Annotated in this window: 20 protein-coding genes; 1 reads left to right on the top strand and 19 read right to left on the bottom strand. The window is 72.3% G+C overall.

Going from position 1 to position 25,768, the window contains the following annotated elements:
- Nucleotides 1–108: 108 nt before the first annotated feature.
- The 17 genes from argC to ACYVD5_RS13030 form a co-directional block, all read right to left on the bottom strand.
- Nucleotides 109–1,137 carry an N-acetyl-gamma-glutamyl-phosphate reductase gene (gene argC / locus ACYVD5_RS13110; RefSeq protein WP_461001278.1) on the bottom strand — a complete coding sequence of 343 codons (1,029 nt, stop codon included), beginning with the start codon at nucleotides 1,135–1,137 and terminating at the stop codon, nucleotides 109–111.
- A gap of 170 nt (nucleotides 1,138–1,307) precedes the next feature.
- Nucleotides 1,308–2,723 (bottom strand): NAD(P)/FAD-dependent oxidoreductase, encoded by a 1,416-nt coding sequence (locus ACYVD5_RS13105; protein ID WP_461001277.1) that lies wholly within the window; start codon nucleotides 2,721–2,723, stop codon nucleotides 1,308–1,310.
- Nucleotides 2,724–2,892: 169 nt separating this feature from the next.
- A complete protein-coding gene (locus ACYVD5_RS13100) occupies nucleotides 2,893–3,408 on the bottom strand; it encodes a MarR family winged helix-turn-helix transcriptional regulator (protein WP_461001276.1) in 516 nt (171 codons plus the stop codon).
- A 137-nt stretch (nucleotides 3,409–3,545) separates the two neighbouring features.
- A complete protein-coding gene (locus ACYVD5_RS13095; RefSeq protein ID WP_461001295.1) occupies nucleotides 3,546–4,775 on the bottom strand; it encodes an aminotransferase family protein in 1,230 nt (409 codons plus the stop codon).
- 420 nt (nucleotides 4,776–5,195) lie between these two features.
- Nucleotides 5,196–7,721, bottom strand: coding sequence for a phenylalanine--tRNA ligase subunit beta (gene pheT, locus ACYVD5_RS13090; protein WP_461001275.1), 2,526 nt, complete (start codon nucleotides 7,719–7,721; stop codon nucleotides 5,196–5,198).
- Nucleotides 7,721–8,839, bottom strand: coding sequence for a phenylalanine--tRNA ligase subunit alpha (gene pheS, locus ACYVD5_RS13085; RefSeq protein WP_461001274.1), 1,119 nt, complete (start codon nucleotides 8,837–8,839; stop codon nucleotides 7,721–7,723). Before pheS ends, pheT begins: the two co-directional genes overlap by 1 nt.
- A 126-nt stretch (nucleotides 8,840–8,965) precedes the next feature.
- Nucleotides 8,966–10,051, bottom strand: coding sequence for a sensor histidine kinase (locus tag ACYVD5_RS13080; RefSeq protein WP_461001273.1), 1,086 nt, complete (start codon nucleotides 10,049–10,051; stop codon nucleotides 8,966–8,968).
- A 281-nt stretch (nucleotides 10,052–10,332) separates the two neighbouring features.
- The gene (locus ACYVD5_RS13075) at nucleotides 10,333–11,184 is read right to left on the bottom strand and encodes a TrmH family RNA methyltransferase (RefSeq protein WP_461001272.1); all 852 of its coding nucleotides are present in this window, start codon (nucleotides 11,182–11,184) and stop codon (nucleotides 10,333–10,335) included.
- A gap of 29 nt (nucleotides 11,185–11,213) precedes the next feature.
- Nucleotides 11,214–11,597: a 50S ribosomal protein L20 gene (gene rplT, locus ACYVD5_RS13070; protein WP_461001271.1), complete on the bottom strand. Its 384-nt coding sequence runs from the start codon at nucleotides 11,595–11,597 to the stop codon at nucleotides 11,214–11,216.
- Between the two features lie 207 nt (nucleotides 11,598–11,804).
- Nucleotides 11,805–11,996: a 50S ribosomal protein L35 gene (gene rpmI, locus ACYVD5_RS13065; protein WP_461001270.1), complete on the bottom strand. Its 192-nt coding sequence runs from the start codon at nucleotides 11,994–11,996 to the stop codon at nucleotides 11,805–11,807.
- Between the two features lie 191 nt (nucleotides 11,997–12,187).
- Nucleotides 12,188–12,811 (bottom strand): translation initiation factor IF-3, encoded by a 624-nt coding sequence (gene infC / locus ACYVD5_RS13060; RefSeq protein WP_461001269.1) that lies wholly within the window; start codon nucleotides 12,809–12,811, stop codon nucleotides 12,188–12,190.
- A 409-nt stretch (nucleotides 12,812–13,220) separates the two neighbouring features.
- Complete coding sequence (locus ACYVD5_RS13055) at nucleotides 13,221–14,060, bottom strand: shikimate dehydrogenase (RefSeq protein ID WP_461001268.1); 840 nt, start codon at nucleotides 14,058–14,060, stop codon at nucleotides 13,221–13,223.
- Nucleotides 14,057–16,270, bottom strand: a complete 2,214-nt coding sequence (gene mltG / locus ACYVD5_RS13050) for an endolytic transglycosylase MltG (protein ID WP_461001267.1) — start codon at nucleotides 16,268–16,270, stop codon at nucleotides 14,057–14,059. Before mltG ends, ACYVD5_RS13055 begins: the two co-directional genes overlap by 4 nt.
- A complete protein-coding gene (gene ruvX / locus ACYVD5_RS13045; protein WP_461001266.1) occupies nucleotides 16,267–16,746 on the bottom strand; it encodes a Holliday junction resolvase RuvX in 480 nt (159 codons plus the stop codon). The genes mltG and ruvX overlap by 4 nt, the downstream gene beginning before the upstream one ends.
- Nucleotides 16,747–16,845: 99 nt before the next feature.
- Nucleotides 16,846–19,518, bottom strand: a complete 2,673-nt coding sequence (alaS, locus tag ACYVD5_RS13040) for an alanine--tRNA ligase (protein ID WP_461001265.1) — start codon at nucleotides 19,516–19,518, stop codon at nucleotides 16,846–16,848.
- Nucleotides 19,518–19,832 (bottom strand): hypothetical protein, encoded by a 315-nt coding sequence (locus tag ACYVD5_RS13035; protein WP_461001264.1) that lies wholly within the window; start codon nucleotides 19,830–19,832, stop codon nucleotides 19,518–19,520. Before ACYVD5_RS13035 ends, alaS begins: the two co-directional genes overlap by 1 nt.
- The gene (locus ACYVD5_RS13030; protein WP_461001263.1) at nucleotides 19,829–20,221 is read right to left on the bottom strand and encodes a DUF948 domain-containing protein; all 393 of its coding nucleotides are present in this window, start codon (nucleotides 20,219–20,221) and stop codon (nucleotides 19,829–19,831) included. The genes ACYVD5_RS13035 and ACYVD5_RS13030 overlap by 4 nt, the downstream gene beginning before the upstream one ends.
- A 331-nt stretch (nucleotides 20,222–20,552) precedes the next feature.
- Between ACYVD5_RS13030 and ACYVD5_RS13025 the strand changes: the two genes are divergently transcribed.
- The gene (locus ACYVD5_RS13025) at nucleotides 20,553–22,073 is read left to right on the top strand and encodes a serine/threonine protein kinase (protein WP_461001262.1); all 1,521 of its coding nucleotides are present in this window, start codon (nucleotides 20,553–20,555) and stop codon (nucleotides 22,071–22,073) included.
- Between the two features lie 49 nt (nucleotides 22,074–22,122).
- Here the strand turns inward: ACYVD5_RS13025 and ACYVD5_RS13020 are convergent, their stop codons facing one another.
- Both ACYVD5_RS13020 and ACYVD5_RS13015 read right to left on the bottom strand, forming a co-directional pair.
- Complete coding sequence (locus ACYVD5_RS13020; protein WP_461001261.1) at nucleotides 22,123–23,475, bottom strand: replication-associated recombination protein A; 1,353 nt, start codon at nucleotides 23,473–23,475, stop codon at nucleotides 22,123–22,125.
- A 135-nt stretch (nucleotides 23,476–23,610) separates the two neighbouring features.
- Nucleotides 23,611–25,647 (bottom strand): SpoIIE family protein phosphatase, encoded by a 2,037-nt coding sequence (locus tag ACYVD5_RS13015; RefSeq protein WP_461001260.1) that lies wholly within the window; start codon nucleotides 25,645–25,647, stop codon nucleotides 23,611–23,613.
- Between the last annotated feature and the right edge of the window lie 121 nt (nucleotides 25,648–25,768).

The following is a 25,768-nucleotide window of genomic DNA, read 5'->3' as shown; positions in this document are numbered from 1 at the left end:
GCGGCGCCTCCACTGCATCGCGGCCCGGCGGCTCGGCGGTGCTTTGCGGTACCTCGGCGCGGCGGTGCAACGGGTGCGGCGGGCGGCAGGTGGCGCGGCCGGGCGGTCTCAGGGCGCGAGGCCGGTGACCGGAAGTCCGCTGGTCTCGGGCAGCCCGAGCGCGATGTTGGCGCTCTGCAGGGCACCGCCCGCGGTGCCCTTGGTGAGGTTGTCCAGCGCGGCCACGGCGACCATGCGGCCGGCGTCGGGGTCGACGGCGACCTGGACGAGTGCGGTATTGGCGCCCACGGTCATGGCGGTGCTGGGCCAACTGCCCTCGGGCAGCACGTGCACGAAGGGTTCGTCGGCGTAGCGGCTGCGGTAGGCGGCGCCGATCTGCGCGGCGGTGGCACCGGGGCGCAGCGGCGCCGAACAGGTGGCCAGGATACCGCGCGGCATCGGTGCGAGTACCGGGGTGAAGGACAGTTTCACCGGAGTCTGGGCCACGCCCGAGAGGTTCTGCATGATCTCGGGGTTGTGCCGGTGGGTCCCGCCCACGCCGTAGGGGCTGACCGAGCCCATGACCTCGCTGCCGACCAGGTGCGGTTTGGGGGCCTTCCCGGCGCCCGAGGTGCCGGTGACCGCGACGACGACAGCCTCGGGTTCGACCAGGGACCCGGCCATCGCCGGGAACAGGGCCAGGGTGGCGGTGGTGACGTGGCAGCCCGGCACTGCGATCCGGCGGGTTTCGGCCAGGGCCGCGCGGCCGCCGGGGAGTTCGGGCAGCCCATAGGGCCAGGTGCCCGCGTGCTCGGTGCCGTAGTAGCGCTCCCAAGCGTCCGAATCGGTGAGCCGGAAGTCGGCGCCGCAGTCGACCACGAGTACGTCGGGGCCGAGTTGTTCGGCGATGGCGGCGGACTGGCCGTGCGGGAGCGCGAGGAAGACGAGGTCGTGGCCTGCGAGGGTTTCGGCGGTGGTGTCGGCCAGGATGCGGTCGGCCAGCGGGGCCAGGTGCGGCTGGTGTTCGCCGAGCCGGCTACCGGCGCTGCCGCCGGCGGTGACGGCGCCGATCCGGATGTCGGGGTGGTCCAGCAGCAGGCGCAGGAGTTCACCTCCGGCGTACCCGCTCGCGCCGGCGACGGCTGCCGTGTAACCCATGTCGCTCCCCCTGTGGTGCACCGTCCACGAATATTGAACCATCATGCATGACGATGCAATAATATGCAAGTGTGTGCGGGTGTGCCGGGGACCGCAGGTGCCACGGGTGCCACCGGCCGGGCGGCGGCTGCGAGCCGCGGTGCCGGCCGCGCGAGCCCGCACCCTTGCCGCTACCTGCCGGCGAGGCGGCCGGCTAACCCGGCCAGCCGGGAGGTGCGCGAAACGCGGTCGGACTCGCGGCGGTCGGCGCCGCGGTAGAGGCCGTAGACCATGTGCGTACCGGCCCACCGCAGCGGTTCGGGCTCCCAGGCGCGCACCTGGTGGCCCACCCAGGGCAACTGGGTCAGTTCGGTGCGCTCCCCCAGCACCAGGTCGCGCAGCGTACGCCCGGCCAGGTTGCTGGTGGTCACACCGCTGCCCACGTAGCCGCCCGCCCACCCCAGACCGGTCTGGGCGTCCAGGTGCACCGTGGGGCACCAGTCGCGCGGCACGCCCAGCACACCTGACCAGGCGTGGGCGATGGGCACCTCCGAGGCGATGGGGAACAGCTTGGCGAGCACGCGCCACAGCTCGGCGATGGTCTGCGGCGGGGTGGCGCCGTTGGAGTCGTGTGCCGAGCCGAAGCGGTAGGGCACGCCGCGTCCGCCGATGGCGATGCGGCCGTCGGCGGTGCGCTGGGCGTAGCAGTAGGCGTGGGCCTGGTCGCCGAGGACCTCGCGGCGGTCCCAGCCGATGTGGCGCCACATCACCTCGCTGAGCGGCTCGGTCGCGATCATGGAACTGTTCATCGGCAGCCACTGGCGGCGCTGGCCCGCGAGGCCGGCGGTGAAGCCCTCGGTGGCGCGGATGACGTGGTCGGCGCGGACGTTGCCGTGCGGGGTGACCGCGTAGGGACGCGCCGCACTCTCGCGCGGGCGGATCTCGGTGACCGCGGTGTCCTCGAAGATGTCCGCGCCCAGCGCCTCGACCGCAGCGGCCAGGCCCAGCACCAGCTTGGCCGGGTGCACGCGGGCGGCGTGCGGGCTGTAGGCGGCGGCCACCGCGCCGTCGACCTGCAGGCGGGGTTCGCCGCGGGGGTCGAGCAGGTACAGGTCCTCGGGCCAGTAGCCGAGTTCGTGCAGCTCGGCGACCTCGGCCTGCAGACGGGCCTTCTGCGCGGGGTTGGTCGCCACCAGGCGCATCCCGCCCTTGACGATGTCGGCGTCGATGCCCTCGCTGCCGGCCGCGGAGACCACTTCGTCGACGGAGGCCATCATGGCGCGCTGCAGCGCCACCACCCCCGCCTTGCCGTGGGTGGCCGCATAGCGCTGCTTGGATCCAGCAAACTCCGCCGACAGCCAGCCACCGTTGCGGCCCGAGGCGCCGTAGCCGGCGAAACGGCGCTCCAACACGGCCACGCGCAGGTCGGCGCGCGCCTTCTTGAGGTAGTAGGCGGTCCACAGCCCGGTGTAGCCGGCGCCGACGATGCACACGTCGTAGTCGGAGCCGCCGGGCAGGGCAGGGCGCCGTTCGGGCAGGCCGGTGTCGCGGAACCAGTAGGAGACACCGCCGTTGCGGAACCCGGCCGAGCGGGGTACTGCGCGCATTTCAGCGGCGCTGGCGAACGGTTTCATCTGCGGCCCCCGGGCTGCTCAGCTGTTCTGCTCAGACTGCACACGATCGCCGATCAGGCTACCCGGGCACCGCGGCGGCCCGGCCGGGGCGGTGCCCGGGCGCCCGACGCCCCTGGCGCGCCGGGCGCCCGGGGCGCAGCGGTCAGTCGGCGCCTGAGCTGCTGCGGGAGCTGTCGCGCAGGCGGCGGGCGAGTTCGGTCAGCTGGCGCAGGCCGTCCTCGCCGAGTGGGGCGAGCACGTGCTCGCGCAGCCGCCGGAGGTGATCGGCATGGGCGCGGTCGGCGAATTCGCGGCCTTCGGGGGTGAGTGCGGCATAGACCACGCGCCGGTCTGCGGTGCAGGAGTCGCGTACGAGGAGGCCCTTGCGCTCCATGCGGTCGGCCAGTTTGGTGAACCCGCCGCTGCTGAGGCAGACCTCGCGGGCCAGGTGGCTCATCGGCAGCCGGTTGCCCGGTGCGCTGCGGAGCCGGATCAGGACGTCGAACCAGGGGCCGGCCATTTCGCCGCCGCTGGCGACGGCGCACAGCACCAGCGGCTCGGTTTCGTTGAGTGCCTCGGCCAGTACCCCCCACGCCGTGATGAGCTCGTCGTCGCCGATTCCGCCGCTGCCGGTCGGTATATCCGCGCGCTCGCCCACCCGTGTGACCCCCGCTTTCATCGACCCCCTCGTGCCGCTAATAGCTTAGGCGAAGAAACATCTTTCCGAACAAGCGAATCTGGGGCCGGGTGTGCGCACAGCCCCGGGGGCGCCGCGCGCTGCGGCACCCCCGGATTCAGGCCGGTTTCAGCCCGGTGTCACTGGTGGCGCTGGGCGACCGCGTCGAGCGCGGAGCCCAGCGTGGAGACCAGGTGGTCGATCTGCTCCCACGAGATGATCAGCGGCGGCGAGATCAGCAGCGAGTGCGGGATCGCCCGCACCACCACGCCGCGGGCGCGGGCCTCGGCGAAGACCTCGGCGGTGGTGATGCCGCGTTCGGCCAGCGCCTCCTCGGTGAGTTGGACGGCCGCCATGACCCCGGTGCCGGAGCGGACCTCGGCCACCAGCGGGTGGTCGGCGAGGCTGCGCACTGCGCCGTCGAGCTGGGATTCGACCTCCACGGCGACGGTGAACAGGTCCTCGCGCTCCAGGATGTCGAGGTTGGCCGAAGCCGCCACGCAGCACGTGGGGTGGCCGGCGTAGGTGGTGCCGTGGTGGAAGGGGTTGCCGGGCCGGTCCCAGAACGGTTCGGCGATCTCGCCGCTGGTGATCACGCCACCCAGGGGCTGGTAACCGCTGGTGACGCCCTTGGCGAAGACGAGCATGTCGGGGCGGACGCCGTAGCGCTCGATCCCGAACCAGTCGCCCATGCGGCCGAAGGCGCAGATGACGCTGTCGACGACGAAGAGCACCCCGTGGCGGCGGCAGACCTCGGACACACCGGTGAAGTACTCGGTGTCGGCGGCGTAGACCCCGCCCGCGCCGATGACGGGCTCGGCGAAGAACGCGGCCACGTTCTCGGGCCCCACCCGCAGGATCTCCTCCTCAAGGGCGCGCACGGAGTCGTGGGGCACCACCGAGGCGTCCTCGACCATGGGGCCGAAGCCGCTGCGGAAGCGGTCCATGCCGATGATCCCGGTGCCGATGCCGTGCAGCCCGTGATAGCCGCCGGTCCTGCTGATCAGGTGGCGCTTGGAGCCGCGGCCCTGGGTCGCCCAGTAGCGGCGGGCGAGCTTGGCCGCGGTCTCGATGGATTCGCCGCCGCCGCAGGTGAGGATGACCCGCGGGTCGGCGACGGGGGCGTGGGCGGCCAGGCGCTCGCTGAGTTCGAGAGCGGGCCGGTTGGCGAAGTCGCCGTAGACGGTGTAGGCGTCCAGCTGCATGATTTGCCGGTGCACGGCGTCGGCGATCTCGCGGCGCCCGTGGCCGACGTTGCAGTACCACAGGCTGGCGGTGCCATCGAGGAAACGGTCGCCGTTGTCATCCCAGAGCCAGGGCCCTTCGGCCCGATCGACGACGAACTTCGGCCCCTGGGAGACCTTGTTCATGTCGCTGAAAGTGTGCCAGAAGCGGCTTGGCTCCAGCCGCTCCATCGGTGTGCGCGCATACGAAACCACTGTTTCGGTCATAGAGCGACCTCCGAGCCGAGCTGTGCGTGCGGGCACGCAGCAAGAAAACCGATTGAAACAGCTGTTCCGCGAGTGCCCCGGGACTCCGGATCGCGGCAGGTGCCTGCAGGTTAATTTCTCAGGAGCGCTCGGTTCAAGAGACGAAACAAAATATACTCCCCGGATTTACGAAGCTCATTCATCCTACCTTTGACTTGAACCTGTTTCACCCCTATTGACCTGGGCAAACTCGGGGAAAAATCTTCTGAGAAAACGTCTTCGGCCCCGCTCCTCCGATGTTTGGAGGGCGGGGCCGAAGGGTGGCGCCGGCGTGGCGCCCAGGGGTATGCCGTTACCGGATCAGCCGCGCAGCACCGCGCCGGTGCGTTCGGCCGCCGCGGCGACCGCGGAATCGCGCACCCGGGCGATCTCCTCGGCCGTCAGCGTGCGGTCGGCAGCGCGCAGACGCAGCGTGTAGGCCAGCGACCGGCGCCCCTCGCCCACCTGCTCGCCGGTGTAGAGGTCGAACAGCCGCACGGACTCGAGCAGCTCCCCCGCGCCCGCACGCAGCGCGTCCTCGACATCGGCCGCCGCGACACCGTCGTCGACCACCAGCGCGACATCCTGCAGCGCCACCGGGTACCCCGACACCTGCGGCGCCGGCACCGGAGCCCCGGCCGCCTCGACGGTGTCGAGGTCGAGCTCCATGGCGACGGTGCGCTGCGGCAGCCCGTAGGCGGCCACCGCCCGCGGATGGAGTTCGCCCGCGTGGCCCACCAGCCGTTCGGCGCCGCCGAGCCGCACGTACAGCGCGGCACAGCGGCCCGGGTGCCACGGCGCGTACTGCGCGGACCGCACGAGCAGCTCGGCGTTGGCCGAACGGGCGGCCTCGCGGGCTGTTTCGATCGCGTCGGCCCAGGTCGCCGGGCGGCCCGGTCCCTGCCAGCCGCCGGGTTCGCGGTCGCCTGCCAGCACCGCCCCCACCCGGCGCGGCTGGTCGGGCAGCGCCCCGGCCAGCGACTCCTGCTCGGCGGCAGTGGGCGCTCGGTCGGCCGGGGGCATGGGCGCGCGGTCGGGCGCGCCTGCGCGCGGCAGGTAGACCAGGCCGATCTCGTAGAGGGCGACGTCGTTGAACCCGCGCCCGGTATTGCGCACCAGGGCCTTCAGCAGCCCAGGCAGCAGGGTGGTGCGCAGCAGCGGTTCGTCCTCGCTGAGCGGGTTGGCCAGCCGCAGGGCGTCGCGGCGGGAGTCGTCGGCACCGGCCTGCAGGGCGTCGAGGTCGCGGGCGCCTATGAAGGGGTAGGCCAGTACCTCGGTGAACCCGGTGGCGGCGAGCCGCCGACCCAGGGAGCGGCGCAGGCGCTGGCTCGGTGTCAGCCCCCGCCCCGCCGGCGCGCGCGGCGGGATCGAGGGGATGTCGCCGTAGCCCTCGATGCGGATGACCTCTTCGGCAAGGTCGTTGGGATCGGTGAGGTCGGGGCGCCAGGTGGGCGGGGTCACGCGCAGCATGCCGGCGCCTCCGGTCCCGGCCGCCGCCTGCTCCTGCTCGACCGTGCAGCCGACCTGCTCCAGGCGGGCCGCCACACGCTCGGGCCCGTAGGAGACACCGGCGACGCGGTCGGGGTGGTCGGCGGCCATACCGATGCTCGCCGGCCCGGCCGCGGCGCCGTCGGCGATGTGGGTGTAGCCCGCCTCGACGGTACCGCCGCCGAGTTCGGCGAGCAGGCCGGCCGCCCGGGTGGCCGCGCGCAGCTGCACGGCCGAGTCGATGCCCCGTTCGAAGCGCCGCGAGGACTCCGAAGAGAGCTGGTGGCGGCGGGAGGCGCGGGCGATGTGGGTGTCGGCGAAGTGGGCCGCCTCGATCAGCACCTCGGTCGAGGCCAGACCGATCTCGGTGCGGCTGCCGCCCATGACCCCGGCCAGGTTGATCGGCCCGGACTCGTCGGCGATCAGGATGTCGTCGGGGTCGATGGTCCGTTGGACGTGGTCGAGGGTCTCCAGTTTCTCGCCGGATCGGCCCAGGCGGACCTCGATGGGCCCGCGCAGCGCGGCGCGGTCCCAGGCATGCAGCGGTTGGCCCAGCTCCATCAGCACGTAGTTGGTGATGTCGACCGCCAGCGAGATCGGGCGCACCCCGGTCAGCGCCAGGCGCCGCTTCATCCACAGCGGCGTGGGCGCCTCGGGGTCGAACCCGCCGACCGCCCGCAGCACGTAGCGCGAGCAGATAGCCGGGTCGGCCACGGCGGCCGGGTAGCCCGCCCCGGGCGTGCCGGCGACCTCGATGTCGGCCGGGTCGCGGAAGGCGGTGCCGTAGGCCGTGGCGGCTTCGCGGGCCACGCCGCGCAGCGACAGCGCGTAACCGCGGTCGGGCGTGACCGCGATGTCGAGCACGTCCTCGCGCAGCCCCAGCAGTTCGTAGGCGTCGTCGCCGGGTTCGGCGCTGCCGGGGGGCAGCACGATGATGCCGGTGTGGTCCTCCCACAGCTCCAGCTCGGCGGCCGAGCAGATCATGCCTTCGGAGACCTTGCCGTAGGTCTTGCGGGCGCTGATCGCGAAGCCGCCGGGCAGCTCGGCGCCGGGCAGCGCGGCGACGACCAGGTCGCCCTCGGCGAAGTTGCGGGCGCCGCAGATGATGTGCTGCGCTTCGCCGGTGCCGTTGGCCTTGCCCACGTCCACTTGGCAGTAGCGGATGGGCTTTTTGAACCCGGTGAGCTCCTCGATGGCCAGCACCCGGCCCGCGACGATGGTGCCGCTGATCTCGGCGCCGACGTGGTCGACGGTCTCGACCTCAAGGCCCAGGCCGATCAGCGCCGCGGCGAGGTCGCGGGCGCTGGTGCCCTCGGGCAGGTCGGTGTAGTCCCTGAGCCAGGAAACGGGGACGCGCATCAGATCTCCATCCCGAACGCCGAGGTGAACCGCACGTCTCCCTCGACCATGTCGTGCATGTCCTCCACACCGCGGGCGAACATCAGGGTCCGCTCCACGCCCAGGCCGAAGGCCCAGCCGCTGTAGCGGCCGGTGTCGACACCCGCCGCCACCAACACGCGCGGATTGACCACGCCGCACCCGCCGATCTCGATCCAGCCCTCGGAGGAGCAGGTGCGGCAGGGGTTGGCGGGATCGCCCACCGAGGCCCCCCGGCACACGAAGCACTCCATGTCGACCTCGGCGGAGGGCTCGGTGAACGGGAAGTAGGAGGGCCGGAAGCGCGTGCGCAGCCCGCTGCCGAACATGGAGGCGACGAACGAGTCGATGGCGCCGCGCAGGTGGCCCATTGTGATGCCCTCGTCGACGACCAGCCCTTCGAGCTGGTGGAAGACGGGGGTGTGGGTGGCGTCCAGCTCGTCGGTGCGGAAGGTCTTGCCGGGAGCGACCACATAGACCGGCAGGTCGCGCTCCAGCAGGGCGCGCACCTGCACCGGCGACGTGTGGGTGCGCAGCACCAGCCCGGATTCGCCGCCTGCGGGCGACTCGACGAAGAAGGTGTCCTGCATCGTGCGGGCGGGGTGGTCGGGCAGGAAGTTGAGTGCGTCGAAGTTGAACCACTCGGCCTCGACCTCGGGACCCTCGACCACCTCGAAGCCCATGCCGACGAAGATGTCGGCCATGCGTTCGGCGACGGTGGTGACCGGGTGGCGGCCCCCTTGGGGCAGGCGCCCGGTGGGCAGGGTGACGTCGACGGCCTCCTCGACGAGGACGCGGGCGTCGCGCTCCTCCTCCAGTTCGGCTTGGCGCCGCTTGAGGGCCTCGCCCACCTCGCGGCGGGCGCCGCCCACCCGTTTGCCGGCCTCGGCCTTGGCCGCAGGCGGCAGTGCGCCGATCTCGCGGTTGGCCAGGGCCAGCGGGGAGCGGTCGCCGGAGTGGGCCAGGCGCGCCTGCTTGAGCTCGTCAAGCGTGGCGGCCGCCGCGATGGCGGCCAGCGCCTCGTCGCGCATCCGGGCGACCTCGTCGGGATGCAGCGCGGTCACTTCGACCGGATCGTATTCGTTATTGGGTGCAGACATGGATTTTCGCCTCGCCGCCCGCGCCGATGGCGGGGCGGCCGTCACGGCCCAGCGCAAGGAGCGCATGGGCTCAAGCCGACAGGGAACTCGGATGGCACCGCCCGCCGCAATCGCTCCCGGATGCGCTTACGCGAATTCGGGGGTACCGGCGGGCACGGTAAATCGGAACTCGGCACCGCCACTGGGCGCGCGCCCGACCGTGATCTCGCCGCCGTGGGCCTCGATCAGCCCTTTGACTATGAACAGTCCCAGGCCGGTGCCGCCGCGGCGCCGGGTGCGCCAGAACCGCCGGAAGACACGCGGAACGGCGTCGGGCGCGATGCCCTTGCCTTCGTCGCGTACCGACACAACGGCTCCATCCTCGTGCGGCTCGATCACAATGGTGACAGTACCAGCGCCGTGCCGCACGCCGTTTTCGACCAGGTTGGCCATGATCTGGCCGATCTTGTCGGCATCGAGCCAGAGTTCGGGCAGCGGGCCGCGGACGTCGAGGCGGTAGCGGTCGGCGGGCTCGCCCGCGGCCACGCGGCCGGCGACCAGTGAGCGTGCCAGCTCGGCGAGGTCGACGACCTGCTTGCGGATCTCGACCCGGCCGGACTCGATGCGCGAGACGCTCAGCAGCTCGGTGATCAGCCGGGTGACGCGGTCGGCGTCGGCGTTCACGGTTTCGAGCATGAACATCTTCTGCTTGTCGGTGAGCCGTTCCCACTTGCCCAGCAGCGTGGCGGTAAAGCCCTTGACGCTGGTCAGCGGCGAGCGGAGCTCATGGGCGACCGTGGAGACCAGATCGGCGCGGCTGCGTTCGCCCCTGGCCCGGTGCGAGGCGTCGCGCAGCGTGACGACCAGCCGCGCCAGTTCGCCGCTCGGGGATTCGCGCACGTAGCGGGCCGCCATCAGGATCTCGCGGCCGTCGGCCAGGTACAGCGGGCGCTCGGGCTGGCGGGTGCGGGTGCGCAGACCGCCATAGGGGTCGCTGCACTTCCACCAATCGCGGCCGTCGGAGTCGTGCAGCGGCAGCACGTCGCGGAAGTCGCGGCCCAGCGCGGCCGCGGATCCGGTGCGGGTCAACCGCTGGGCCAGGCGGTTGAAGGTGACGACGCGGCCTTCGTGGTCGGCGATCAAGAGGCCGTCGGGAAGGTCGTCGGCTGAGAGCGCGGGCGCTGGGCCCGCCGCCTCGGCGCCGCCGCGCTCCCCTGGTTGGTCGCCGCCCACGACCGCCTCCCCACACCATGATGTGACCGCCCGCCGGGTTAATTACCCGCAGGCACCGCTCGCTACGCTCCGCAGAATCCGCTGCGTGCGCCGATGGCGAAACGCTCCCTCAGCGGTTCACCGGCGGCCCGTAGATGAGGGGTTGAGCGTATCGGCAACACGGGGGATGCGGGCAACCCGCCGAACGCGGGAAAACCTGGGCATAGGCCGGGAAGGGCGGCCCGCGGCGTGTCTTGGCAGCGCTCGCGGCCGCTGAGCGAATCTACCCGTCTCGCGGGTGACTACGCCTCTGCCGCATAGCCGGCGGCGCGGCCTGGTGTACCAGCTTTCGTCCGCTGCTGGCGCGCAGTGGTGTACAGGCACACCGCAGCGGCAGTGGCGAGATTCAGGCTTTCGGCCGCGCCGTAAATCGGGACGCCGACCGCGCCGTCGGTGAGCGCGACGGTCTCCTCGGGCAGGCCCCACGCCTCGTTGCCGAAGACCCAGCCAACGGGGCCGTCGAGTTCGGCGGAGTCGGCTACGGCGTGCAGGTCGCGTTCGCCCCCGCCATCGGCGGCGAAGACGCGCGCGCCGGCGGAGCGCAGGTGTGCCACTGCCTCGCCGACACCGGCACCCACAACAATGGGCAGGTGGAACAGGCTGCCGGCGGAGGCGCGCACGCACTTGCCGTTGTAGGGGTCGACCGAGGCGTCGGTGAACACGACCGCATCGGCGCCGGCTGCGTCGGCGGTGCGCACGACGGTTCCGGCGTTACCGGGGTCGCGCACGTGGGAGAGGACGGCGACGAGCCGCAGCGGGCCGAGCCCGCTCAGCGGCACGTCGACGAAGTCGCAGATGGCCAGCAGCCCCTGGGGGGTGACCGTCTGCGCCAGTTCGGCCATGACCTCCAGGCCGACCCGGTGGACCGCCGCACCGTGCCCGTGGGCGGCCTCGATCAGTTCGGCGTGGCGCTGGGCGGCCTCGGCGGTGGCGAACAGCTCGTGCACACGGCCCGGCGCCGCCAAGGCTTCGCGCACCGCCTGCGGCCCCTCGGCGAGGAACCGGCGCTCACGCTGGCGGAACGCGCGCTTGGCGAGCCGACGAGCCCCCTTGATACGGGGGGACCTGGCACTCGTGAACTCGTGGCTCGCCATTGCGTCGCGTCGGTCTGCGGACGGGCCGCTCAGGCCGCGCTCTTCTGCTGCACGTCGGCGGGCAGCGCGTTCTTGGCGGTCTCGACAAGGGCGACAAAGGTCGGCTCGTCGTTCACGGCCATGTCGGCGAGCATCCGGCGGTCGACTTCGACACCGGCCAGCTTGAGGCCCTGCATGAGCCGGTTGTAGGTCAGGCCGTTGGCGCGGGCGCCGGCGTTGATGCGCTGGATCCACAGCTTGCGGAACTGCCCCTTGCGATCCTTGCGGTCGCGGTAGGAGTAGGTCATCGAGTGGAGCATCTGCTCCTTGGCCTTGCGGTACAGGCGCGAACGCTGACCGCGGTAGCCGCTGGCCCGATCCAGTACGACCCTGCGCTTCTTTTTGGCGTTGAGAGCCCGCTTCACGCGTGCCACTGTGACTCCCTCGTGGGTAGACGTTCGCCGGCCGTCCACCGCGATCCCGTGAGCACGGGCGCGGTGCGCCCGCCGGAGGGACCCGGCCGGACGGACCGGACGGAATGGAACCCGGCTCCAGGCCGTGTTCGGTGGGGCACCGCCCTATTCCGCGGCGCGGGCCACACAAGTGCGCCGCTCGCTGCGGACGGACCCGCCGAACACGACCTAACCGAGCAGCTTCTTGATCTTCTTCGCGTCGGCGGGGGCCATCTCGACCTCGCCGCTGAGGCGACGGGTGCGCTTGCTCGACTTGTGCTCAAGCAGGTGGTTCTTGTTGGCGCGGCGGCGCATGATCTTGCCCGAGCCGGTCACCCGGAAACGCTTGCTGGCCCCGCTGTGGGGTTTGTTCTTCGGCATACTCGCCGTCGTCTCCTAATCATGGTCCAGCCGCCGGTTCTCCCGGCAGCACGACTGCTCTTCGCACGGCCATCGGCGCGCAGCACTCCGGCACACGGCGGCGCACCTCCGCCTCCCCGAGGGGTGGCGGCGGTACACCGCAACGCATCGACATACCCAGGGTGCCGGTATCCGGCCCCCGGCCGGCGGGATCAGGTCCCCTGGCCGGCCTCGGCCTGCTCCTCCTGGCGCTGGTCGCGCCGCGCCTTGGGGGCAACGGCGCGGGCCTCGGCCTTGTGCTCGGAGCGGCGCTTGTGCGGCCCGAGAACCATCACCATGTTGCGGCCGTCCTGTTTGGGCTGCGACTCGACCGCCCCGAGGTCGGCGACATCGTCGGCCAGCCGGGCAAGCAGCCGGCGTCCCAGCTCGGGACGGGACTGCTCGCGGCCGCGGAACATGATCGTCACCTTGACCTTGTCCCCGCCCTTGAGGAACCGCACCACGTGACCCTTTTTGGTCTCGTAGTCGTGCGGGTCGATCTTGGGGCGGAGCTTGATCTCCTTGATGATCGTGTTCGACTGGTTCTTGCGCGATTCGCGCGCCTTGACCGCGGACTCGTACTTGTACTTGCCGTAGTCCATCAGCTTCGCGACCGGCGGGCGGGCCGTTGGCGCAACCTCGACGAGGTCCAGCTGGGCCTCTTCGGCGAGGCGCAACGCGTCCTGGACGGGCACGATGCCGACCTGTTCGCCGTTGGGACCGACGAGTCGGACCTCGGCCACCCTGATGCGGTCATTGATGCGGGGCTCAGCGCTGATGGGACCCCTCCCTAGCATTGTCGTAATTCTTATGGGGGGTCACCCGGTCCTTGTTCGGACCCGAAAAGCGAAAACCCCGCCGGCGGTGTGCAAGCGGGGTGATCCACCGAAACGCGCCAATACCGGCTGAGCGGGAAAACCGCCGCCGTGACGCGCCGCCGCCGTTGCCGACGGCGTCGAGCGGCAACCACGTTGCCGCCGACCGGAACCCGGACGGGGAGTACCCCGACGGGTGGGAGGATCCGCCTCCGCTTACGCGCGTCCGATGCAGTACGCACCGGATCAAGTTCAGGCCACCATGCTATCAGGAGTTCCGCTGCGCTCGGTCACAAGCGCCGGGTGACACAGCTGTTGCAACACCGGTGGCAGACCCGGGTATTCCCCCGCACCCCGGGCACGCCCGGCGCGCGGGGGAAACCGGAACCGGCTAACCGCGTCCCAGCTCGGCCAGGCCGGCCGTCCGCATCGCCGCCACCGGCGCCCGGTCGGCGCCGGTCATCAGTTCCACCTGGCGGGCCGCCTGGTGCAGCAGCATCGCGAACCCGCCCACGACCGCGCGCCCGGCCGCCTGGGCCGCGCCGGCCAGTTCGGTCGGCCACGGGCTGTAAACCACGTCGAACACCGCCGCACCGCAGCCGGCGACCGGCTCGGCAAACGTGTCGCCGGCGCCGGCGGGCAGGGTCGAGACCACCACGTCGACGTCCAGGTGGCGGTGCGGGTCGTGTTCGATTCCGGCCAGCCGCGCCGTGGCGATGTGCAGCGACATGCGCTCGGCCGCCGCCACCACCCCCGCCGCACGCGCGGGCTCGCGCGCCAGCACCGTGATCGCGCCGTCGGCGGTCGCACCCAGCTCGCGCAGCGCCGCGACCGCCGAGGCGGCGGTCGCACCGCCGCCCAGGACCGCTGCGGTCGAGACCCGTTCGATGCCCGCCTCGCGCAGCGCCGCGACCATTCCGTACACATCGGTGTTGAAGGCGCTGATCCCGCCGCCACCGAAGACGAGGGTGTTGGCGCCGCCGACCTCGCGTGCGGCCGCATCGGCGGAGCCGGCCAGCCGCAGCGCCTCGCGTTTGAGCGGCATGGTCAGGCTCAGCCCGGCCCAGCTCTGGTCGCAGCCCTTGAGGAAGCCCGCCAACTCGTCCTCGCCGCACTCGTGGCGCCCGTAGCTCCACTCGCCGTCCAGGCCGAGCGCAGTGTAGGCGGCCGTGTGCAGCGCCGGTGACAGCGAGTGCGCCACCGGTGAGCCCAATACGGCCGCCCGCCTCACAGGTCGCCCCGATTCTGCTGGAACTCCTGCTTGAGCTGCAGGAACTCGGTGTGGGTCTCGGCGAACTCGGTCACGCCGTTCTTCGGGTCGGTGGCCACGAAGTAGAGCCAGTCGCCTTGGGCCGGGTTCAGCGCGGCCTTGATGGCGGCGCCGCCCGGGCTGACGATGGGCCCGGCAGGCAGGCCCTTTCGGCCGTAGGTGGCGTAGTCGCTGCCGCTGGACTTGCACTCGGCCAGCTGCTGGCTGTTCAGCGCGATCCCGTACTCCCCGATGACGTAGAAGCAGGTGCTGTCCATGCCCAGCTCCATGCCCTGCTCCAACCGGTTGTAGACCACCCGGGCGACTTTGGGCATGTCCTCGGTCGAGCCCGACTCCGCCTGGACGATGGCCGCGACCGACATGGCCTCGTTCGGGGTCAGCCCCCGCTCTTCGGCCGTCTTCTCCAGCGAGACCTGATCGGCCGCCTGGTGGAAACGGTCGACCATCCGTTTGAGCAGGTCGGCGGGCTCGGCGTCGGCCGGCATGTCGTAGGTGTCGGGGAACAGGTAGCCCTCGGCGCCCTGCTCGGCGTAGTCGGGCAGGCCCAGTCCCGCGCCGTCCTCATAGGCGGCCCGCAGGTCCTCCATGGGGATGGCGGTCTGCTCCGACAGCAGTTTCAGGATCTCGCCGGAGCGCAACCCCTCCTTGAAGGTGATGTGGGCCCGCACCCGCGAAGAGGGATCCATCAGCATGGCCACCGCCGCCTCGCCGCTCATGCGCGCGCGCAGCCGGTAGGTGCCGGGAGCGACGCTGCCTTCGGCATCGTCCAGCTGGTTGAGGAACGCCCGCGGGCTGGCTACCACGCCCTCCTCGGCCAGGCTCTGGGCGATGCCCGTGCCCGTTGCACCCTGCTCCACGACGAACTCGACCTCGCCGCTGCCCTGGCCCTCGTAGTCGGGCGGGAACAGATAACCCCACCCGAAGTAGCCGCCCGTACCCAAAACCGCGACCAGCACCACGACCAGGACGATGACCGGGCCCTTGCGCGGCCCGCGCTCCCGGCCGCGCTGTTTGCGGGCCGAACGCTGCGAACGGCCCCGCGATCGGGAGGAGCCGTGCTCGGCGCGCCGGGACCGCCGCGACCGGCGGCCGGATCCGCCGCGGCCGTCGTCGTCCTCGTCGCCATCATCGGCACCGTCAGCGCCGTCAGCGCCGTCCGCGCTTTCCGGGTCGTCCGGGCCATCGGGCGGGGGGTCGGCGGGACCGCCCGACCGCCCGCCGCGTCTGCGCCGCGGTCGGGCGCCGGTCTCGTCGGCCGGCTCCCCGCGTCCCCGCCGGCGCCCGCGGCGCGGAGCCTCTTCGTACTCGGGCTCGTCCTGCTCCTGCTCCCGGTCCGGCTCGTCGCGGCGGGGCGGGGCGGCGGTTCCGGTATCAGCGCCGGCGTATGCGGCGTGGGTGCCGGTGTCGCCGGTCGGGCCGGAGCGGCGGCGCCTGCCGGCATGCCTGCCATCGCGGCCGTCGCCGCCTGCGGCTTCATCGGCGCCGGCGCCGCGGTCGTCGACCGCGGGGAACGCGCCCGAGTCGGGATCGGCAACGGCCGGCATCGATCCGGTGTCGCCGCGCCGGCGGCGCCCGCCGCGCGATTCGTCGGGCGCATCGTCGCCACGCGGGCGCTTGCGGCGCACCGGAACGGCGTCGAAGTCCAGGACCCGGGGCTGCGGCGGTTGGAAGGCGTCGTCGGCTTCGCCGGGGGCGGGCCGGGTCCAGGCCAGGTGCTCCTCGGCCTCCTCATCCGGGCGGGATCTGCGGCGGCGCCCGCGCGAGGTGTCGCCGTCGGCGGGCACCTGCGGCTGCGGCCCGGTGGCGGGGCCGGGAGGCGCGGGTTCGGCCGCACCGCGGTGCCTGCGCCCGCGGGGGCGGTCGCCTTGGGCGTCCTCCCAGCGCGGCGGGCGTTCGTCGTGGCCGGGGCCGCCTGGCGGATCGGCGCGCCCGGGCCAGGGGTCGGTCAGCGGATCGGCGACCTGGCCGGACCGAGCGGCGGGAGCTCCGTAAGCCCGGGGGCCGGTGCGCGGATCGGCGTAGGGGTCGGGCTCGATGTTGCGCCCTCCGCTGTAGGGGCGGGCGGCATAGCCGTCATCGAGCGGGTCGGGTTCGGGTTCTCGGCGCCGGCGCCCCCGCCGGCTGAAGCCGGGGTCGCCGCCGCCGTCGTCGTAGGGGCTGCGGTCGTTCATTCGCCGCTCCCGACGGTCTCGCCGGGCGGGCGGCCGCTCCGGCGTTCGGTGTCCAGGGCGCTCTGCAGCAGCACCACGGCCGCGGCCTGGTCGACGACCGAGCGCCGCGCCTTGCCGCCGCGGGCTCCGCGCCGGCCGTAGGAGGCGCCGGCGCGCAGCTGTTCCTCGGCGGTGACGGTGGTCATCCGCTCGTCCACGAGGCGCACCGGCACGGGCGCGAGCCTGCGTGCCAGCGTGTCGGCGAAGGCGCGCGCCCGGCGCGCCGACGGCCCCGCCTCGCCGGACAGCGAGGCGGGGTAACCGACAATGACCTCGCGGGCCTCGTGCTCGAGCACGAGTTCGGCCAGCCGGTCCAGATCGCCGGTTCCGCGGCGGACGGTCTCTGCAGGGGTGGCGAGCATGCCGCTGGGATCGCTGAGCGCGACCCCGATCCTGGTGCTTCCGGGATCCACCGCGATTCGTACGCCGTGCCTCAAGAAACGGGCTCCCCCATGCGGGGGCCGGGAAGGGCGTACATCGGGGCTGCGGGAGGTCTGGTACTCAACTCCGGTGTCCTTTCTGCCCGTGGGGGCGGGTCAGGAGGTTTCGTCGACGCGCTGCTCGACCGCGCGCAGGGCGCTGTCGACGGCGGAAGGGTCGCTGCCGCCGCCCTGGGCGAGGTCGGGCTTGCCGCCGCCTCCGCCGCCGAGGGCCCGTGCCGCCAGGCTGACCAGGTCGCCGGCCTTGAGGCCGCGGTCCTGGGCCCGTTTGTTCACCGCGATGACGATGACCGGGCGGTCGGCGGGCACCGCGGTGAGTGCGACGACGGCCGGGCTGTCCTCGCCGAGGCGCCCGCGCACGTCGGTGGCCAGGCGGCGCAGGTCGTCGGCCGTGGTGCCGTCGGGGGCGCGGTGGGTGGCCAGCAGCGCGGACCCGTGCGTGCGGGCGCCGGACGCAAGCTCGCCGGCACGCTCCAGCACCTGGGCCGAGCGCAGCTGCTCGATTTCCTTCTCGGCGCTGCGCAGCCGCGTGACGATGGAGTCGATGCGCTCGGGCAGCTGCTCGCGGGGGGTCTTGAGCTGCTCGGAGAGCTGGCCGACCAGCAGCGACTCCCGCGAGAGGCGGCGGAAGGCGTCGATACCCACGGCGGCCTCGACACGCCGCACGCCCGAACCCACCGAGGACTCCCCCAGCAGCTTGACCACGCCGAGCTGGCCGGTGGCGCCGACGTGGGTGCCGCCGCACAGCTCGCGCGAGTAGTCGCTCATCTCGACCACGCGCACGCGGTCGCCGTACTTCTCGCCGAACATCGCCAGCGCGCCCATGGCCAGCGCCTCCTCCATGGAGGTCTGGAAGTCGCGCACCTGGATGTCGCCGGACAGCACGGTGTTGACCTCGTCCTCGACCGCGGCGAGTTCGGCGGTGTCCAGCGGCTTGGCGGCGGTGAAGTCGAAGCGCAGGCGGCCGGGGCGGTTCTCGGAGCCGGCCTGGCCGGCCGAGGGGCCCAGGGCGTTGCGCAGGGCCGAGTGGATCAGGTGGGTGGCCGAGTGCGACCGGGAGACCGAGGCGCGGCGGTCGGAGTCGATGACGGCTTCGACGCGGTCGTCGCGGGCGATCGCGCCTTCGCGCACCGTGCCGCGGTGCACGAACAGCCCGGGCACGGGCCGCTGCACGTCGTCGATGTCGACGGTGCCGCGGCCGGGTGCGGAGATGGTGCCCTTGTCGGCGAGCTGGCCGCCGCTTTCGGCGTAGAAGGGGGTGCGGTCCAGCACCAGTTCGACTTCGTCGCCCGCTGAGGCCGCGCCGACCGGCTCGCCGTCCACGACCAGGCCCAGTACGCGGGAGTCGGCCTCGTGGTCGGTGTAGCCGAGGAAGTCGGTGGCGCCGGCGTTCTCGAGCAGCCGCCCGTAGACGCTGACGTCGGCGTTGCCCAGCTTCTTGGCCTTGGCGTCGCGCTTGGCGGTCTCGCGCTGTTCGGCCATCAGCGAGCGGAACGTGTCCTCGTCGACGTTGAGGCCCTGCTCGCCGGCCATCTCCAGGGTGAGGTCGATGGGGAACCCGTAGGTGTCGTGGAGCTGGAAGGCGTCGGCGCCGGAGAAGGTGGTGTCGCCGGCCGCGCGGGTTTTCTCGGCGGCGCGGGCGAACAGCGCGGTGCCCGAGCGCAGGGTCTCGGCGAAGTTGCGCTCCTCGGCGTCGATGACGCCGTGGATGGTGTCGGCGTTGGCGCGCAGCTCGGTGTAGATGTCGGACATCGCGTCGATGGCGGTGCCGGTCAGGTCGTGCAGGTACAGCTTGTCGTCGCCGGAGAGCAGGCGCAGGTTGCGGATGGAGCGGCGCAGGATGCGGCGCAGCACGTAACCGCGTTTCTCGTTGCCGGGGTGCACGCCGTCGGAGACGAGCATGGTGGCGGTGCGCACGTGGTCGGCGATCACCCGCAGGCTGACGTCGGAGCGTTCGTCGACACCGTAGGCGGTACCGGTCAGTTCGGCGGCCCGGTTCAGGATGCGGCCCAGGGTGTCGGTCTCGTAGATGTTCTCGACGCCCTGCAGCACGGCGGCCATGCGTTCGAGGCCCATGCCGGTGTCGATGTTCTTGCGGGGCAGGTCGCCGAGGACCTTGTAGTCGGTCTTGGTGGAGCCGGGGCCGCGCTCGTACTGCATGAACACGAGGTTCCACACTTCGAGGTAGCGGTTTTCGTCGGCGATCGGGCCGCCTTCGACGCCGTAGTCGGGACCGCGGTCGTAGTAGATCTCCGAGCAGGGTCCGCAGGGGCCGGGGACGCCCATCGACCAGTAGTTGTCCTCCATGCCGCGGTGCTGGATGCGCTCCGGGGGCACGCCGACGGTGTCGCGCCAGATGGACTCGGATTCCGCGTCGTCGAGGTAGACGGTGACCCACAGCTTCTCGGGGGCGAAGCCGAACCCGCCCTCGGCGACGGGGTCGGTGAGCAGCCGCCAGGCGAAGGGGATCGCCTGTTCCTTGAAGTAGTCGCCGAAGGAGAAGTTGCCCAGCATCTGGAAGAACGACGCGTGCCGCGAGGTCTTGCCGACTTCCTCGATGTCGACGGTGCGCACGACCTTCTGCACGCTGGTGGCCCGGTCGTAGGGGGCCGTGCGCTGGCCCAGGAAATAGGGCTTGAACGGCACCATGCCGGCGTTGACCAGCAGCAGCGTGGGGTCTTCGGCGACCAGGCTCGCCGATGGGACCACGGTGTGTCCGTTCTTCTCGAAGAATGCGAGGAAGCGGCGAGCGATTTCTGCCGTCTCCATCAGCGGCCGTCCTTCGTGTCGGGGGCGCCGAGGGCGCCGCGGGGTCGGGTGGAACGGCCCGGGAGTTCAACCGGCAGGGCGGGGAGGTCGCTGCCGCTGTCGTAGCGGCTCTGCAGCTCAGCCTCGCGCTGCCGCATAGCGTCGTGGACGTCTTCGTTGAACTCGCGGAGGGCGGCGCGGTAATCGGCGACCTGGTCCTCGACGCGGCCGGCGATGCCCGCCGGGCCCCACGCACGGGCCGTGCGGTTGAGCTTGTGCACAAGATACCCGCCGAGCGCGGCACCTGCGACAAGATAAAGCAGGCGGGTGATCATGACCGCTCCTTCCTGCGGCGGCTGCGCACCAGGGCCAGTGCCCGGCGCTGGCCCAGCACCCGGCGCACGCCGTAGGAGATCGAGGCCGCCTTCACCAGCGGACCGGTCACCACCGAGCGGGTCAGCGCGGTGACGGTCGAAACGTCCTCGGTGGTCGTGGCGATGTTAGCGGTGATCTCGTCGACGCGGTCCAGGGAGGTACCGGTGCGTTCGACGGTGTTGGCGACATCATCGAGCATGGGGCGGGTCCGCTCGCCGAGTTCCGCGACGACCTTGGTGGCCTCCGAAAGGAGCTTGGTGAGCTTGACCAGGGCCACACACATGAAAGCGGCCAGTACCGTCCAGACCACCGCCGCGATGAGCGCTGCTACGTCTCCTGCGGTCAGCATGCAAGACTCCGTTGGCGATTCGGGGTGGCGGTATCTCCGGCGACGGCACTGGGGGGCCGTCCACCTGTCTTTTCCGCGGCGGAGGATCCGGTTACCGGCGCCTCAGGTCGGCACCGGGCCGACGGAATGCGGAGATCCGAATATGCCGACCCTACCGTGTCCGACTCCGTTGTGCCCGTGGTCGTGCGGCGTGTACGGCCGCCGATTCGCAGGCGGGGCCGCGGACAGGCCGACATCGACGTAAGACCCGAAATGTCGCAGAATCAAGGCATCGTACTCGTTTCCGCCATGGCACCCGATGGCGCAGCCCCCCCGTGCAGACAGGACCCCAATGAGCCGCCACGCTGAGCGCGAGATCTCCGTTCTGGTACCGCCGCACCTCGCCCCGCTCTCCCCCGGAGACCCCGAGGCAGTGGGGCCCTACGTGCTACTCGGGCGTATCGGCGCCGGCGGCACCGGGACGGTCTTCGCCGGGCTCGACCAGAGCGAGGCGGACGACCCGCTGGTGGCGGTCAAGGTACTGCACCCCTGGTCCGCCCAGGAGAACGCCGACCGCACGCGCCTGGAGGCGCGGCTGAGCGCGCTGTCGGGTGTCGACGGCCGCTGCTACACGCCCCCTGTCGCCTTCGACACCGCAGCCGGGCAGCCGTGGCTGGCCATGCGTTTCGTCTCAGGCCTGCCGCTGGACGGTTTCGTCGGCGACCACGGGCCACTGGGCCGGGGCCGGCTCATCGCGCTGGCCGCGGCGCTGGGCGAAGGGCTGTCAGCGCTGCACAGCAAGGACGTGCCCCACGGCGATCTCAAGCCCGCCAACGTACTGCTGAACAGCAACGGGCCGCGCATCCTCGACTGCGCGCTGCCCGGCGACGGCGAACTGCTGCGCCGCACGGCAAGCCCGTGGATCGGTCCCGAGCGGCTCGCGGGCGGCGAACCTTCGGCCGCGGCCGACATCTTCTCGTGGGGGGCGGCCGTGGTCTTCGCCGCCACCGGCCGCCCGCCCGCGGAGGACGACGGGGCCTCGGCGGCGGCCAGCCCGTGGTTGGAGGGGGTGCCCGGCGAGCTGCGGCCGATCGTGCGCCGCGCGCTCTTCGACGATCCCGGCGACCGCCCGACGGTGCGCGAGGTGCTGGGCGCCACCATCGCGGCGTGGGAGGCCATCAGCGGCTCGGGGGCCGCGCCGGCGAGGGGCACGGCGGTTACCCAGCTGCTCTCGCGGGAGTGGCGGGGCATCGTCGAGCCGGGCCGGCTGCCGCGGCTGGTCACGTTGGGCAGCCGCAAGCGCGGCGACCGCGGGCGCACCGCGCTGATCGCGGGCGCTTCGCTGGTGGCGCTGGCGCTGATCGGCGGCGGGGGCTACGCGGCTTATGCGGCGCTGAGCGGTGCGGGCGCGGATCAGGCCGCCCCGGCACCCTCGCCCACCGCCTCGCCGTCGCCCGATGCCCGCCAGGGCCCGCCGATCGTGCGGTTCGACCCGGCCGAGCAGGACAACCCCGCGGAAGGCCCCTGGGTGTACACGGTGGTCGAGCGCCGCCCTTCGGCCCCCGAAACGCCCTCGGCCACGATCCCCCTCGCCGAATGGAGCTCGCAGTGGCGGCCGGCGGGCGAGGACGCCCGGCAGGAGGCGGTCATCACCGCCGAAACCGAGGTGCTGTGCGGCCGGTTCTGCGTTCCCGGCCCGGGATTCATCGAGGACGACCGCGGCACCTACGAGATGACCGGCCAGGACTTCATCGACTACCTCGGCTGGGGCGAACCGGTCATCGCCGAGGTGGAGTTCGCCGAGGGCGGCGGGGACGGCGGCCCGCGCGAGATCACCCGGATCACCGAGGTCTATCCCACACCGGCGCAGTAGGGCGGGCGGATCGGTGCGGCCGGCCGGCGCACCGCCGGGCCCGGGCGGTTCAGGACTCCGGGGGACCGCCCGCCGAGCCGGTACCCTCGCCGCGCAGGACGCCCTTGATGCGCGCCAGGACCTCGCCGAAGCGGCGCTCGGCGCCGTGCGTGGTGGGGGTGTAGTACTCGCGGCCCACCAGCGCGTCGGGCGCGTACTGCTGCGCGGCCACACCGCCCGGGTGGTCGTGGGCGTACTTGTAGCCGGCGCCGTGGCCGAGTTCGCGGGCGCCCTTGTAGTGCCCGTCGCGCAGATGGGCGGGTACCGGTCCGGCCCGGCCCTGGCGGACGTCGGACATCGCGGCGTCGATCGCGCCGATCACGGAGTTGGACTTGGGCGCCAGTGCGATGTGCACGACCGCCTGGGCGAGGTTGATGCGCGCCTCGGGCAGCCCGATCAGCTCCACAGCCTGGGCTGCGGCGGTGGCGACCTGCAGTGCGCTGGGGTCGGCCATGCCCACGTCCTCGCTGGCGTGCACGACGACGCGGCGGGCGATGAAGCGGGGGTCTTCGCCGGCCTCGATCATCCGGGCCAGGTAGTGCAGGGCGGCGTCGGGGTCGCTGCCGCGCATGCTCTTGATGAACGCGCTGATGACGTCGTAGTGCTGGTCGCCGGTGCGGTCATAGCTCACGGCGTGGCGGTCGACGGCGCGCTCGATGTCGGCGGTGGCGATCTCGGTGCGGTTGCCGGCGACCAGGGCCGCCGCCTCCAGGTAGGTCAGCGAGCGGCGGGCGTCGCCCCCGGCCAGCCGGATGAGGTGGTCGGCGGCGTCGGCGGCCAGGGTGTAGCGGCCGCCGAGGCCGCGTTCGTCGTTCAGCGCGGCGTTGAGGACCCCGCGGACTTCGCCGTCGGTCAGCGACTCCAGGGTCAGCAGCAGCGAGCGCGACAGCAGCGGGCTGATGACGGAGAAGAACGGGTTCTCGGTGGTGGCTCCGATGAAGCTGACCCAGCGGTTCTCGACGGCCGGCAGCAGGGCGTCCTGCTGGGTTTTGCTGAAGCGGTGCACCTCGTCGACGAACAGCAGGGTGCGGGTGCCGCGCATGCCCATCTGGCGGCGGGCGTCGTCGATGACCGCGCGCACGTCCTTGACTCCGGCGCTGACCGCGGACAGTTCGACGAACCGGCGCTGGGTGACGCGGCTGACGACGGTGGCCAGGGTGGTCTTCCCGGTGCCGGGCGGGCCCCACAGGAACAGCGACATCGGGGCGTCGTCCTCGACAAGGCGGCGCAGCGGGCTGCCCTCGCCCAGTAGGTGGGCCTGGCCGGCGACCTCGTCGAGGGTGCGCGGCCGCATGCGCACGGCCAGGGGCTCCTGGCCGCGCTGGGCTTCGGCGCCGGCATCGTCGAACAGTGTTTCGGACACGCCACCCAGCCTAAGCGAGTGCGCGGCGGCGCCGCACGGTTGCGGGCGCCCGGTGCCCGCGGAGGCGCCGCGGGGCCGGGGCTGCATGGGCGCGGGGCCGGTGCGGCCCCCTGCGGGGCCGGTGCGGCACCGGCGTTATCCGGCGGGTTCGGGCTCGGTCATCCGCGCGATGAGCAGTGCGATGTCGTCGCCCCGACCGGCGGGGGTGAGGTCGATCAGGGAGGACGCGGCGGCCTCGACGTCGTCGGCCAGGTTGCGCAGATGCGCGCCGACGACGCGCATGCCCTGGTCCATGGGCATCTGCGCGCTTTCAACGAGTCCGTCGGAACACATGAGCAGGGTGTCGCCGGCGCGCAGCCAGCGCGTGGTGACCGGGTATTTGCTGTCGCCGTCGACGCCCACCGGCGGGCCGGTTTCGGGCTCCCACAGGTCGTAGGCCTCGGGGGTGGCGATGACGGCGGGCGGCTGGCCGGCCCAGGCGGCCTGCATCTCGCCGCTGTCGAGGTCGAGTACGAGGTAGCCGCAGGTGGCGAAGATGATCTCGCCGGTCTCCGACAGCAGGCGGTTGGTTTCGGCGAGGACGACTCCCGGGTCGACCTGGTTGCTGGCGTAGGCGCGGAAGGCGACGCGGATCTGGCCCATGGCCGCCGCGGCCTCGACCCCGTGGCCCTGCACGTCGCCGACGACCAGGCCCACGCGGCGGCCGGGCAGGCGGATGACGTCGTAGAAGTCGCCGCACACGCGCCAGCCGGCGCGGGAGGGCAGGTAGCGCACGGCGATGCTGAGTTCGGCGAACTGGGCGATCTGCGGAGGCAGCATGCGCTGCTGGATGGCGTCGGCGAGCTGCAGTTCCTCCTGCTGGCGGCGGACGCGCTGCAGGGCCTGGCCGGCCAGGCCGGCGAGAGTGAGCATGAGTGCGCGTTCGTCGGGGGTGGCGTGGTGCGGCTCGCTCCAGGCGACCTGCCAGACACCCAGGGCGACCCTGCGGTCGCCGAAGACGGGGATGGTGGCCCACGACTGGGCGGTGGTGCGGTGCAGGAACTGCGAGACGGCGGGGAACCGCTCCATGATCTCGGCACGGCTTTCAAAGAAACGGGGCTGGCGGTCCTGGACGACCGCGCCGATGGGGTGGTCGATGTCGGTGGTCTCGTGGTCGCCGACCAGTCCCATGGGGCCGGGGGTTCCATCGGGGTCGGCGGGAGAGGGGCGCAGGCGGCCTTCGTCGACGAGCATGACGCCGGCGCCGGTGCCGCCGAAGATCGGGACGAACTCGTCGGTGAGCAGCCCGGTGACCTCTTCGACGGTGGTAGCCGAAACGAGCTTGGCGGCGAGGTCCGTGACCTGGCGGCCCTGGGCGGCCTCGATCCGCCGGCGGTCGGCCAGCCTGCGGATGAGCTGGACGTGTTCGGTGACGTCGTCGAGGATGCCGACGAGCCGGGGCTGGTCGCCGCTGACGTAGCGGGCGCGGGCGTGCAGCGAGCGTTCATCGCCGACTTCGTCGAACATGCGGAACCGCTGTTCGTAGTCGCGGCCCTGCTGGGACGCCTCGATGGCGTCGCGGACCCGGGCGATGTCGTCGCGATGGACCCGGGCGAGGAACTCTTCGAGCCCGCGTGCGCCGCCGGCCAGCAGCCGACCCAGCGGCGAGGGGCCGAACAGCTCTTCGAGCCGACCGGTGCGCAGGTCGAGGGTCCACAGGGCGGTGTCGGCGTTCTCGGTGCGGAGCTCGCTGATGGCGCGGAGGGTTTCCTCTTCGCGCAGGGATTCGCGGAACACCGCCACGACTCCGGCGGGTTCGGAACCGGGGTCGGCGGCGGGCAGCGCGCGGGCCTCGGCGACCACGCGGTAGGGCGTGCCCTCGTAGTTGACGGTGACCAGCGCGCGCTGGGGCGCCGGGGCGCCGACCAGGGCCGCCCGGTGCAGCCGCCAGGCGGATTCGGGGTCTTCGCAGGCGAGAACCTCGGGCCAGGGGCGGCCGGCGATGGCCGTGTGCGCCTGCCCGGTGAACTCGGTGAAGGCGTCGTTGGCAAGCGTGATGCCCGCCCCGCGGTCGGCGACGATCATGGCGGCGGGAGCCGAGCCGAACGCGGTATCGGCCCGGTGGCCGGGATCGTTTCCAGGCGGTGCCGAGGCACCGGCGAAGCCGCCTGTTGAGCCGGTTGCACCGTTCACGAATAGATCATCCCTGTTTCGTCACCGACGCCCTTTTCGCGCAGTTGCGCGACTCCTCCCCGGACATCCGATTCGGCTTAGTCTAGCGAGAGTGCCGCTCGTTCGTGCAGGTGAAGGCCGC

Source organism: Streptomonospora sediminis (genome assembly GCF_054778995.1).
This window is presented reverse-complemented; position numbering and strand designations above follow the sequence as displayed.